This is a genomic window from Nostoc sp. (assembly GCF_054880495.1).
The window spans coordinates 16,412-29,478 of the sequence record NZ_JBTYKD010000068.1; the positions used below are offsets into that span (position 1 = coordinate 16,412).

9 protein-coding genes are annotated in these 13,067 nt (G+C 40.9%); 6 read left to right on the forward strand and 3 right to left on the reverse strand.

Annotated elements, in window-relative coordinates; genetic code table 11:
* Positions 1-84: 84 nt before the first annotated feature.
* The 6 genes from ACYTXL_RS07950 (at position 85) to ACYTXL_RS07975 (ending at position 11,933) form a co-directional block, all read left to right on the forward strand.
* Positions 85-1,812 (forward strand): SDR family NAD(P)-dependent oxidoreductase, encoded by a 1,728-nt coding sequence (locus ACYTXL_RS07950; protein ID WP_461924230.1) that lies wholly within the window; start codon positions 85-87, stop codon positions 1,810-1,812.
* Between the two features lie 193 nt (positions 1,813-2,005).
* Positions 2,006-6,766: a PfaB family protein gene (locus ACYTXL_RS07955; protein ID WP_461924231.1), complete on the forward strand. Its 4,761-nt coding sequence runs from the start codon at positions 2,006-2,008 to the stop codon at positions 6,764-6,766.
* A gap of 285 nt (positions 6,767-7,051) precedes the next feature.
* On the forward strand, positions 7,052-8,725 hold the full coding sequence (locus tag ACYTXL_RS07960; protein ID WP_461924232.1) for a PfaD family polyunsaturated fatty acid/polyketide biosynthesis protein: 1,674 nt from the start codon (positions 7,052-7,054) through the stop codon (positions 8,723-8,725).
* 2 nt (positions 8,726-8,727) lie between these two features.
* Entirely contained in the window at positions 8,728-10,242 is a 1,515-nt protein-coding gene (locus tag ACYTXL_RS07965; RefSeq protein WP_461924233.1) for a thioester reductase domain-containing protein, read from the forward strand.
* A 44-nt stretch (positions 10,243-10,286) separates the two neighbouring features.
* A complete protein-coding gene (locus ACYTXL_RS07970) occupies positions 10,287-10,535 on the forward strand; it encodes a hypothetical protein (protein WP_461924234.1) in 249 nt (82 codons plus the stop codon).
* A gap of 594 nt (positions 10,536-11,129) precedes the next feature.
* Positions 11,130-11,933 carry an SDR family NAD(P)-dependent oxidoreductase gene (locus ACYTXL_RS07975; RefSeq protein WP_461924235.1) on the forward strand — a complete coding sequence of 268 codons (804 nt, stop codon included), beginning with the start codon at positions 11,130-11,132 and terminating at the stop codon, positions 11,931-11,933.
* On the opposite strand, the gene ACYTXL_RS07980 is transcribed toward ACYTXL_RS07975, so the two are convergent.
* The 3 genes from ACYTXL_RS07980 to ACYTXL_RS07990 all read right to left on the reverse strand — a co-directional run.
* Positions 11,892-12,086 (reverse strand): hypothetical protein, encoded by a 195-nt coding sequence (locus tag ACYTXL_RS07980; protein WP_461924236.1) that lies wholly within the window; start codon positions 12,084-12,086, stop codon positions 11,892-11,894. The two genes, ACYTXL_RS07975 and ACYTXL_RS07980, sit on opposite strands and share 42 nt — an antisense overlap.
* 26 nt (positions 12,087-12,112) lie before the next feature.
* Positions 12,113-12,829, reverse strand: coding sequence for a 4'-phosphopantetheinyl transferase HetI (gene hetI / locus ACYTXL_RS07985; protein ID WP_461924237.1), 717 nt, complete (start codon positions 12,827-12,829; stop codon positions 12,113-12,115).
* A partial coding sequence (locus tag ACYTXL_RS07990) for a hypothetical protein (protein ID WP_461924238.1) occupies positions 12,826-13,067 on the reverse strand: 242 nt, incomplete at its 5' end. The genes ACYTXL_RS07990 and hetI, both read right to left, overlap by 4 nt.

Genomic DNA, 13,067 nt, shown 5'->3' on the forward strand with positions numbered 1-13,067 from the left:
ACCGCAGAGGCGCAGAGGACACAGAGAAAGAGATAGGAAACAACTTGTCTTAATTACGAATTACGAATTAATATCAGAGGATTTATGACACAAACGGCCCAGGTTAGTCCATCATCTGTCTTTGTCGTGAGCGGGGGTGCAAAAGGGATTACGGCTGAGTGTACTATCAGATTAGCTCAACAGCAACCCTGCAAATTTATCCTCATCGGTCGCTCCGAACTATTAGAAACAGAGCCAGATTTTGCTCAAAATTCTGATGAATCCGCATTGAAAAAATGCATCATGGAAAATCTTCTTTCCCAAGGAGAAAAACCCACACCCATGAATGTGCAAAAGATATATAACAAAATTACCTCCAGCCGCGAAATTAAAAAGACGCTAGCAGCAATTGAAAAAACAGGAGCTAAAGCAGAATATATCAGCGTCGATGTTACAGATACGCAAGCTTTACAAGAAAAACTTGCCAATTCCGTGCAACACCTCGGCCCAATTACCGGAATCATCCACGGCGCTGGAAACTTAGCTGATAAGTTAATTGAAAAGAAAACAGAACAAGATTTTGAAAAAGTTTACACCGCCAAAGTTCAAGGTTTAGAAAACCTGTTAGCTTGCGTTAATCCTAATCAACTTCAACATTTAGTTTTGTTTTCATCCGTAACAGGATTTTACGGAAATCCCGGACAATCTGATTATGCGATCGCAAATGAAATTCTGAACAAATCAGCCCATATATTTAAGCAAAGTTATCCCTCATGTCATGTAGTCGCTATCAACTGGGGCGCTTGGGATAGTGGAATGGTGACAGCAGAATTAAAGAAGATTTTTCAGGAGCGAAAAATTGAAATAATTCCGATTGCAGTCGGCGCACAAATGCTTGTTAAAGAAATGGATAATACTAATCATGCAACTGCACAAGTTGTTATTGGTAGTCCACTAGTTCCAATGGCGACAGAACTAGATTCAGAACTACGAACTTATCGTATTCGTCGCCAAATGACATTGGAGGCTAATCCATTTTTACATGATCATACTATTGCTGGTTCTCCAGTTTTACCAGCAACTTGTGCAATGACCTGGATTATCAATGCTTCTGAACAATTATATCCCGGTTATACATTGTTCAATTACCAAGATTTCAAAGTTTTAAAGGGGATTACTTTCAATGAAACATTAGCAAATGAACATATTTTAGAAATAGAAGAAGTTTCCAAAGTTAATCTTGAAAGAATCGAACTTAAAGCCAAAATTTCGAGTAAAAACCCAGAAGGGAGAATCCATTTTCATTTTAGCGCTCAACTTAATCTCCAGCGAGAAATCCCAGTTGCACCCATTTATGAATCTCTCAATCTCGAACCAGATAATATCATCACCGCTACCGGAAAAGCTTTTTACCAAAATGGTGGGGCTACATTATTTCATGGCCCCGGTTTTCAAGAAGTTAAGAGAGTTTTAAACATCAGTCCTGAAAAAATCACAACAGAATGTCTGTGGCCAGAACTCAGCGCCCAGCAACAAGGACAATTCCCTGTCCAATGGGTGAATCCTTATACAACAGACTTGAGTATGCACGCCTTATGGATTTGGACACAACACTTTCATGAAGAAGGTTGTTTACCTGGAAAAGTCGAAAAATTTGAACAATTTGAAGCGATACCACATAACGAAACATTTTACGTTTCTTGTGAAGTACTAGCTAAGACACCAAGTAGTGCGATCGCTAACTTTATCATACACGATCGCCAAGGTAAAATCTATTCACGAATGCTCGGCGCTCACGCCATTATTTGGTCAATGAAAATGCTCAGAAGCTAGTAGTCTATCAAGTTTAAAGTTCGTAGTAAGGAATTTAGTCCTTCTTTTATAATGACTTAAGTGCTTACTACAAACAAAACTAATAGTAATCTTACGATTGCTATAACTTGCCTCTTGAAAGTTTGGGGAACAGCGTAAATCCTCCCTTTTAAATTATCTCTTGCCTAATACCCAAACTCGGAGCATATAAATCGTGGAAAAAATAGCCATCATCGCATTGTCATGCCTATTCCCCGATGCTAAAAACCCTGAAGAATACTGGGAGAACATCGTTAATCAAAAAGATTCCACATCCTCTGCAACCGTCGAAGAAATCGGAGTAGAACCGACAATCTTTCACAATCCAGTCAAAGGTACACCAGATAAAACCTATTCCCTCAAAGGCGGATACATCCGCAACTTTCAATTTAATCCATCTGAATACAATCTACCATCAGAATTTGTTGCTGGTTTAGATAATACCTTCAAATGGTCATTGTATGCCGCTAAACAAGCAATTGTAAACAGTGGTTATTGGGGTAATCAAACTGTTCTGGCAAAATGTGGCGTAATTTTAGGTAATTTGTCATTCCCGACAAAATTATCTAATCAATTATTCTCTCCAATTTACCAGCAATCTATTACCCCTGCTGTTAGAGAACTTTTGCAGTATGAAGATTTTGATTTAGCTGCTCTCCCAAGTGCAACTAAAGCGTCTTTATACAATGCGATGATATCAGGTTTACCAGCATCTATCATTGCTCAAGCTCTGTCTCTATCCCAGATTAATTTATGTCTGGATGCTGCTTGTTCATCATCATTTTATGCTATCAAACTAGCATCTCATTACTTATGGTCACATAAAGCTGATATCATGTTAGCTGGAGCCATCAGTTGTGCTGATTCCCTATTCGTGCGGATGTTATTTTCTGGTGTTCAAGGGTATGCAGAAAACGGCATTAGCCGCCCCTTAGATAAATCCTCTAGAGGATTAATCCCCGCAGATGGTGTTGGGATGGTGATGCTGAAGAGATATTCTGATGCCGTTAGAGATGGTGATAATATTCTTGTTACCATCTGCGGTAATGGACTCTCGAATGATGGCAAAGGTAAGCATTTATTGAGTCCGAACCCTAAAGGACAAATTTTAGCTTTTGAGCGAGCCTATAATGAGGCGAAATTTAGCCCCAAAACTATTGATTATCTAGAGTGTCACGCCACCGGCACATTACTAGGAGATACAACCGAATTCAATTCCATAGAAACATTCTTTGGTCAAAACCAAGCTGCACCTCTGGTTGGTTCTGCTAAGGCAAATACTGGTCATTTGCTAACTGCTGCTGGCATGGTTGGCTTGACTAAAGTGATTTTGAGTATGTCTCATGGTGTAATTCCAGCAACTATGAATGTTTCTGATCCTTTAACTTCAGAAAAAAGTACAATTTCAGCCGACAAAATTGTTAGAACAGCTACGGCATGGCCGAATAATAACGCACCAATTAAACGGGCAGCTATTAGCGCTTTTGGTTTTGGCGGCACTAATTCTCATCTAATTTTAGAACAAGGAAATACAACACAATCAGTTGAATCAACTCCACCTGTTCCACCCGTAAAAGTCGCCATTGTCGGCATGGATGCCTTTTTCGGTAACTGCAATGGCTTAGATGCTTTTGAACGCAGTATTTATGATGGAACACAGCATTTTACTTCCCTACCACCTCAAAGATGGCACGGTATAGAAAATCAAGAAAATGTCCTGAAAGAGTATGGTTTAGCAGATGGGAAAGCGCCAGTAGGGGCATATATCAAAGATTTTGAAATCGATACTTTATCGTGCAAAATCCCACCGAATGAAATAGAAAAGTTAAACCCACAACAATTATTACTGCTGAAAGTTAGCGATCGCGCCGTCAAAGATGCGAAACTACAGGAGGGCGGCAATGTCGCAGTGATTGTCGCTGCTGAGACAGAGTTTTCCGTACATCAGCTACAGCAAAGATGGAATTTATCTTGGCAGGTTAAGGACGGCTTACTCAACCAAGGAATTTCTTTACCTGCTGAACACCTGGCGCAACTGGAAACCATTGTTAAAGATAGCATTCACCAACCAGTAGAAATCGGCGAATATGTGAGTCATATCGCCAACATTATGGCGAGTCGGATTTCTGCTTTATGGAATTTCACTGGCCCTGCATTCACCATCAGCGCTGGCGAAAATTCTACCTTCAAAGCGTTGGAAGTTGCACAAATGCTACTCGCTACGGGTGAAGTTGATGCAGTGGTTGTGGGTGCCGTAGATTTAGCAGGTGGTGTGGAAAATGTCTTGTTCCGCAGCCAATTTGCACCAATTAATACGGGTGTCAATACGTTGGGTTATGACCAACAAGCTAATGGCTGGACGGTTGGCGAAGGTGCTGGTGCTGTTGTTCTCAAGCGCTACGAAGCTGCTAAGGAAGACAATGAACGCATCTATGCAGTCATTGATGCCATGAGTTTCGCACAAAGTAATTCTACTGACAGTAAGGGTCTGGTAAAAGCTGATGCTTCAGCTATCAGCAATGTCTGCAACCAAGCTTTCCAGATGGCAGATATTCAACCCACAGAGGTTAACTATGTGGAAGTCTTTGGTAGTGGCGTTTCCCAGCAGGATGAAGCCGAAATCACAGGTTTACTGCAAGCTTATCCGAAAGTGGGCAATGGTTTGCATTGTGCATTGGGCAGCGTCAAAGCCAATATCGGCCACACCTATACAGCATCGGGAATTGCTAGCTTAATCAAAACCGCCCTCTGTCTTTATTACAGGTATATTCCCGCTACTCCCAAATGGTCTGGTGTCAAAACACCGCAAGTATGGGAAGGTAGCCCTTTCTATGTGGCAATGGAATCAAGACCTTGGTTTGTCGATAAAGGCGGCACACGCAGAGTAGCAGCAATTAATAGCATGGGTATTGATGGGAGTTACGCCCATTTAATCTTATCTGAGGAACCCAGCCAAGAGGAGCGCGACAACAGATATTTGCAACAAATGCCTTTTCATCTGTTTCCGATCGTAGTTAGCGATCGCTCCACCATACCAGATTTACTTAACCATCTTCAAAAATCCATTGAAGCTAGTTCTTCTTTATCAGCTACCGCCAGGGAAACATTCGCTAATTTTGAACAGCAATCTGAGACAAAATACGTCTTATCAATCACAGGACGTAACACAAAAGATTTACTCAAAGAAATTGAATCTGCCCGCAAAGGTGTAAATAATGCCTTTGAAAACGGCACAGATTGGCAAACACCTTTAGGTAGTTATTTCACAGCGAAACCATTGGGTAAAACTGGAGCAGTTGCTTATGTTTATCCCGCAGCAGTCAATTCTTATATTGGCATTGGTCGCAGTGTCTTCCGTTTATTTCCGAAAGTATTCGAGGACTTAAAAAGTAACAATCTCTACAACCGGGCTGCCGATGTTGAAAAGCTAGTTTATCCCAGAAGTTTACCTAAATTGACAACTAGGCAACTAGAAACACTCGAAAAGCAATTGTTAGATGATTCCCTAGCAATGTTTGAAAGTGAAATCGCCTTTGCTAGATACATGACGGCAATTTTTCGAGATGATTTTCAAGTCAAGCCGCAATCCGTTTTTGGATATAGCTTGGGTGAAACCAGTATGATGGTTGCCCAAGGAGTTTGGAGTGATTTTGAGGGCGGAAGTAATACCTTAAACTCATCACCTTTATTTGGCGATAAATTATCTGGTCCGAAAAATGCTGTGCGTGAATATTGGGGATTAACCGATTCACCAAGTTCACAAAACAACAATTTGTGGAATACCTATGTTCTCATGGCTAGTCCATCCCAAGTTAGAGAATGTCTCAAACATGAGAATCGTGTTTATCTAACTCAAATTAATACACCAGAAGAAGTATTAATTGCTGGTGATGATGCAGCCTGTAAGCGAGTGATTACAACTTTAGGTTGCAACGCTTTCCCGGCTCCCTTCGACCATGTGATACATTGTGAAGCGATGCGATCGCAGTACGAGGAAATCAAGAAGGTAAACACTTTACCATCCCAAAATCTTCCCGGTATTGTATTTTATTCAGCTGCCGATTATCAACCGATCGCACTTGAAAGTGAAACCATCGCGCATAACATTGCTAAAGGATTATGCCAAGAACTTGATTTTCCACAATTAGTTAATCGTGTCTACGGTGATGGTGTCCGAATATTTTTAGAAGCAGGTGCGGGTAGTGTTTGTTCACGATGGATTGATAAAATCCTTGACAACAAAGAACACATCACAGTTTCTCTGAATCGTAGAGGGATGGATGACCATGCCTCAATGGTCAAAGCATTAGCAAAACTACTCAGTCATCAGGTAAACGTGGATTTATCACCACTGTACAGCAAAGCCCAAGAAACCGCTAATAAAAATAAAGCAACATTGAGAATAGTTACCTTGGGTGGAAAATCAATTGCTGCTGCTATATTGAGCAACGAAAATCGCCAAATTGTTGAAGATTTCGCTGGGAATCTTAGGAGCGATCGCTTCAAAAAACAGCATCCCAACATACCTAATCTCCAACAATCTGAAATCACAGATTCTCTTAACACTTCCAACCAGATAATCCAACAAGAAAATTATTCCCCTAACATCTTGCCTCAGCCAGAAGAAGTAAAACCGAAAAATATCATTGATAACGGTTTTGAAACGAAAGAACAATTACAATCTTCTGAGTCAAGTGCAATTAGACAGCCAATTCCTCTCTCTTCCCCACCTGTCATCACTCAAAAAATTAGTAGCATCATCAGCATGTTCGATTTAAATAAGACTCAGTATCAAAAGCTCAATGTAAATAATTCAAAGATAACCAAAGCGCACACAGCTTTTTTACAAGCTAGACAAGATTACAGTCAACAAATGAGCGAAATCATTCAATTGCAACTAACTTGCGCCCAAAACTTGCTTAACGAAGAATCTTAATACCTGATACCAATTCTCTCTCAACTTGCACCAACTAATTCTTAACTTATCTCTTCCTTCTCTTCTCTACGAGAGGCTGCGCCAACGAGACGCTCCGCGAATGCGTCCTTGGCGTCTTCTCTGCGAGACGCTACGCGAAAGCGGTTCGTTTAATAAAGATTACGTGCATCTGAGAATTGGTATTACTCCCTTACTCTGTGCCCTCTGCGCCTCTGCGGTTCGTTAACAGAGTATACATCCTTCAGCTTTTATCATCCATTACTTATAATCCAAGGGATAACTGCCGTGACAACCGTAGATACGGTACTAAGTAAACACGATAATGGTCTTAATTTCTCTGCTTGGTCTTATAACAAAAACCAGGTTTGGAAAGGTTCTTTAGAAACTGTATCTTTTGAGCAACAAACCATCAAAAATAAATTGATGGTATTAGATAAACCCTGCTACATCGTGAAAGTTGCCGGAAAAATCGGTGTCACAAATGAGGGGTATTTGTCCCCTGGTGATAATGGCACAACAGCCCAAGTAGAACTGTTAACATTTGCAGCACCAATCCGCATTCAACAGTTTGGAGATCCCAATTTTCTCTCCTCTCATGGAGTGAAATATGCCTATGTTACTGGTGCAATGGCTGGCGGAATCGCTTCTGAAGAAATGGTCATTGCACTCGGAAAAGAGCAAATTTTGAGTTCCTTTGGTGCAGGTGGTTTAACTCCAGACCGTTTGGAAACAGCCATAAATCGTATTCAAGAAGCTTTACCTCAAGGGCCTTATGCATTTAATTTAATTCACAGTCCTAACGAACCTGCGATTGAACGCCGGGCTGTGGATTTATACCTTAAATATCAAGTCAGAACAGTAGAAGCATCTGCATTTCTCGACTTGACCCCCAACATTGTTTATTACCGTGTTGCTGGCTTGGGGTTGAATAACGCTAATCAAATTGAAATCAAAAACAAAGTCATCGCCAAAATTTCTCGCCGAGAAGTAGCCACTAAATTTCTGCAACCAGCACCAGCCAGAATTCTTAAAGAACTTCTAGAACAAGGATTAATTACCGAGTTACAAGCAACTCTTGCAGCCAAAGTTCCGATGGCTGATGATATTACCGTCGAAGCTGATTCTGGTGGTCATACAGATAACCGTCCTTTGGTTTGTTTGTTGCCTTCTATTATTGCCTTGCGGGATGAAATTCAAGCACAATATCATTACCAAACACCGATTAGAATCGGAGTAGCAGGGGGAATTGGTACACCACAATCAGCATTAGCAGCCTTTATGATGGGTGCTGCTTATATAATGACCGGCTCAATTAATCAGTCATGCGTTGAATCTGGAGCTTGTGAACATACCAAAAAATTATTAGCTCAAGCAGAAATGGCTGATATGATGATGGCCCCAGCAGCAGATATGTTTGAAATTGGAGTCAAACTACAAGTTCTTAAACGCGGTACGATGTTCCCCATGCGAGCGCAGAAATTATTTGAACTCTATCGCGCTTATGATTCCATTGAAGAGATTCCTTTGGCAGAAAGAGAGAAATTAGAAAAACAAGTTTTTCGCAAAACTATTGCGGAAGTATGGGAAGGAACTGCGGCTTATTTGTCCCAAAAGAATCCTGAGAAATTGGGTAAAGCAGTTAATAATCCTAAATTGAAAATGGCGTTGATTTTCCGCTGGTATTTAGGATTATCTTCTCGGTGGTCTAGTTCTGGTGAAAAAGGTAGAGAAGTCGATTATCAAATTTGGTGTGGCCCAGCAATGGGCGGTTTCAATGACTGGGTACGGGGTTCCTACCTCTCTGAAGCAAATAATCGTCGGGTAGTTGATGTTGCTAATCAAATTATGACTGGTACAGCCTTTTTGTATCGTATCCAAAATTTGAAAATTCAAGGACTGCAAGCTGACGATTATTACAGCCAGTATCACCCTATTCGTTCTACATTGTTGGAGATTTGAAAATGACTATAAAACAGTCTTTCACCGCAGGCGATATTCAAATATTTTTGATATCTAACTTAGCTGAATTGCTAAAAGTATCAACTGATGAAATAGATGTTAAAGAGCATTTAGAAAACTATGGTTTGGATTCAGCCCAAGCAATGATTCTAGTAAGCAAATTAGAGAAATTGCTAGGATTTCAACCATCTCCATTGCTTCTGTGGCATTACCCAAATATTGAAGCTCTTTCACAACGTTTAGCTGAAGAAGTGCAAGAAGATTCACCGATTCTAAAGACAGGAGTGACATCTTCTAATGCCAACGCTGCGCCCTCTGTTCTAGATTTAAGTGCTGAGGCTGTTCTTGACCCCACCATCCATCCTGGTGCTGCATCTAATCTGCCTGTAGGTGAACCGAAAAACATCTTTTTAACTGGAGGAACAGGCTTTTTAGGAGCTTTTGTCATCCGGGAATTGCTACAGGGAACTAATGCGGATATTTATTGTTTAGTGCGTGCTGCTAATGCCGAAGAAGGCAAAAGTAAACTCCAAAATAATCTGCAACAGTATGCAATTTGGCAGGAGCAATTTAACTCCAGAATTATTCCGATTGTCGGCGATTTATCTCAGCCATTGTTAGGTGTTGGCTCTGAACAGTTTCAAATTTTAGCTGCCAATATTGATACTATCTATCATAGTGGTGCTTTGTTGAATTATGTTTTTCCCTACTCTGTACTGAAGGCAGCCAATGTTTTAGGAACGCAAGAAGTTTTGAGATTGGCATGTCAAGTTAAAGTCAAGCCTGTACATTACGTTTCTAGTGTCGCTATTTTTGAATCATCTGCTTATGCTGGCAAGGTTGTCAAAGAACAGGATGAATTCAATCATTGGGAAGGTATTTATCTTGGTTACTCTCAAACTAAATGGGTAGCTGAGAAGTTAGTCAAAATTGCCCGTGATCGTGGACTACCTGTAACTATCTATAGACCACCACTGATTTCAGGTGATAGCAAAACAGGGATTTGTAACACACATGACTTTATCAATTTGATGACCAAGGGCTGTCTACAAATGGGAAGTTTCCCTGATGTAGATTATATGTTAGATATGTCTCCTGTGGACTATGTAAGTAAAGCGATCGTTTATCTATCACGCCAAAAAGAATCCATAGGTAAGGCTTTCAATTTACAACATCCCCAACCTGCAGCTTTGAAAATGCTAGTTGAGTGGATACGCTCTTTTGGTTATTCAGTTGAGATGATTCCCTATGAAAAATGGCAAGCAGAGTTAATTAATAATGTGTCTTCTGTGGATAACCCTTTATACACTCTGCGACCCTTTTTATTGGAACGTTGGTCTGATGAACAAGTGACTATTCCTGATTTGTATTTACAAGCTAGAAGACCCCATATTAGCTGCGAAGATACCCTGATTGCACTAGCAGGTAGTTCTATTGTTTGTCCTCCCATTGACTCTCAATTGTTTATGACTTATACCGCCTACTTGATTCAAACTGGTTTCTTGAATATCGCTTAGGAACTCACAACTTGCGTAGGGGGCGTTACAGCTTCTGTAACACAATGCCAGTTGCTACAACAGATAGCGAGTCATCGCTCGTCGGGAACCTCCCTTCGGGTGACGCTCGCGGACTCGCTAACGCTGCGCTAATGGCAGTTCCTCATGGGGGAAACCCCATCGCTTTTAGCGTCTCCCCAACTCTTGGAGACGCTGCGCGAAGGGAGAAGACCGGACTGCCTCACCGCAACGCACTGGCTCCCCTACCAAACATTTTGTTTAATCCATGTTTTTTAAGACTCAGTACTACTTAATAGCCAACATTTAAGATGCCAGCTAACAAATCATACATCAACAGAGGCAATCTAATTGTCCTGTTTTTTGATGCTCAAAAATGTAAATTTTTAGAACTTACACCTTGACATAAAAAATTGAGTATACAATGGTTAGTGTCAGCCATAAAAGTTTGATTTTACCCACTCTTCTGAGTTAGGACTTACACAAAACTACACGCCCTTCGGGGCAATTCATGTAGCTTTAGCTTCCCGCAGGGTATTGCCCTAAGAAGAAAATCATTCTTTTCGGCTATTGTTTGCGTAAGTCCTGTGAGTAATCAAATACGTGTAAAAATAGAGATCGCTAGCAGTCGGACATAACCGAATTTTCTGGATTATCAACTTTGACGATGCATAAGTCCTAAATTTACGTTTGTCCTGCTATATCTAGCAAGCTCAAGGCGATAGCTTTGTCGAAGTGCGGGCTACGCCTACGCACCACACAAGCATTTGAAAGGGTTATAACTCAAGACATTTCTCGTCGTTTCAGATATTACGCATACTTAATTGTAGAGCGAGAACCACTGTAAATCCAATGCAGCTTCACCAACTTGAATTCACTAACCTTTTTACATGAACACAACACATCAAGGACAGAGTAAAAAAACTGCTCTTATTACTGGGGCAGCCGGTGGAATTGGCTACGAATTAGCATGTATTTTTGCTGCTCATGATTACAATCTTGTCTTAGTAGACAGAAACGGGATAAAGCTTGTAGAAATTGCAGTTAAATTCCAAGAAAAATTTGGAAATGTTGTTACGACTATTGTTAAGGATCTATCTATATCAACAGCTCCTGAAGAAATTTTCACAGAATTGCAACTCGCCAATATTAAGGTTGATGTGCTGGTAAATAATGCCGGATTTGGTATCTATGGATTATTTCACGAAACAGACCTAGCTGCTGAATTGGAAATGCTACAGGTAAATTTGGTGTGTCTCACCCATTTAACTAAACTATTCGTGAAGGACATGGTAAAGCAAGGTGAGGGAAAAATATTAAACGTCGCCTCGGCTGCTGCCTTTCAACCAGGCCCTTTAATGGCGGTTTATTTTGCTACTAAAGCCTATATCTTATCTTTTTCAGAAGCGATCGCTAATGAATTAGAAGGTACAGGTGTAACTGTGACAGTTCTTTGCCCAGGCTCAACCGCATCTGCCTTTCATGAAAGAACGGGAATGGCTGACTCTAAGTTACTTAAGGGTAAGAAGATGATGGATGCACAAACAGTAGCCGAAATTGGTTTTCGCGCCTTAATGAAGGGCAAAACCATTGTTATTCCTGGTTTGCTCAATAAAATACTGGCAAAAAGCGTCAGATTTGTACCCAGAAACCTAGTGACAAAAATTGTGAGAAGTATGCAGGAAGATAAGTAGGGGGCATTGGGCATGGGGCACTTGTACTGACTTGTACTGAGCGGCGTCGTTGGCGGAGCCTCTCGTAGAGAAGTAGCGACGTCGTTGGCGCAGCCTCTGGTAGAGAAGTAGCAAAGTTGTTGGCGTAGCCTCTCGTAGAGAAGTATTGGGCATTGGGGAAAAATGACTAATGGCTAGGATTAATACTGCCAACATTTTAAGTGCCAGCCAATATTCGCCACCGCAACAGCAGCAACATAATTATTAGCAGGTATTAGTTCAAAAAGACTCCAGTCTTCAGTTATCTGTAACTTGGCTGGTTCTGTGGGAGTTAGCGACACCTCAATTTGCTCTAACTGGGATAGTCCATCTCCAGTCGCTTTTAAATAAGCTTCCTTACAAGTCCAGTAACGGAAAAATATCTCTTGCTGTTGGTTGGGAGATAGCGATCGCAACATCTCATATTCTCTCGGTAAAAAGAACCGTTTGGCAAGAGCTTCCAAGTCAGACATCGGGCGAATATATTCTAGGTCTACACCAATTTGGCGAGTACAATTTACCGCGCACAAACCCAACCCTTGGGAATGAGATAAGTTAAATGCCAGTCCACTATCAGCAAATGCATCTGCTAATACTGGTTTGCCACGCTGTTGATAATTAAACTCTACTTGTGATGGCTTGATACCCAAGTAGCGCCCTAATATAGTTCTGAGAATACCGCGACCAGCGATGAAATACTGCCGATGCTTTGGAAAATAAAATCGTTCAGCACGAGCCGTTTCGTCACTAGAAAGAGTTGCTGCAAAATTTTGCAGCTGTGCTTCTGACTGGTCAAGGTCTATGCGCCAGACATGAATCTCATCCGGTAACAAAGTTAAATCTGTCGGTGCAGGTAGCCAGAGATGATCAGCAGTCATGATAACTCGTAATTTGTAATTAAATTAAGTTGACATAATAAAACCAAACTATGTAAATAAAGATAAACTAGCCTAAAACCCTCTTGCCTTTTCCCTCCTGCCTCCTGAATATTTGTGCGATCGTAAACTCCTATCTGACCCTTAGCCAGGGTAAGCTCATCTAATTTGGTATAATGTGAACTTGACAAATCAAACAAAATAAGCATGAGAGACTGCCTAGAAAAAATACTTGACAGAT

Bases quoted from the DNA above. Each gene is read 5' to 3' on its own strand.
- ACYTXL_RS07950 (WP_461924230.1), top strand. From the start codon at position 85: ATGACACAAACGGCCCAGGTTAGTCCATCATCTGTCTTTGTCGTGAGC.
- ACYTXL_RS07980 (WP_461924236.1), bottom strand. From the start codon at position 12,086: ATGCCCAATACTTCTCTACGAGAGGCTACGCCAACAACTTTGCTACTT.
- ACYTXL_RS07975 (WP_461924235.1), top strand. From the start codon at position 11,130: ATGAACACAACACATCAAGGACAGAGTAAAAAAACTGCTCTTATTACT.
- ACYTXL_RS07970 (WP_461924234.1), top strand. From the start codon at position 10,287: ATGCCAGTTGCTACAACAGATAGCGAGTCATCGCTCGTCGGGAACCTC.
- hetI (WP_461924237.1), bottom strand. From the start codon at position 12,829: ATGACTGCTGATCATCTCTGGCTACCTGCACCGACAGATTTAACTTTG.
- ACYTXL_RS07965 (WP_461924233.1), top strand. From the start codon at position 8,728: ATGACTATAAAACAGTCTTTCACCGCAGGCGATATTCAAATATTTTTG.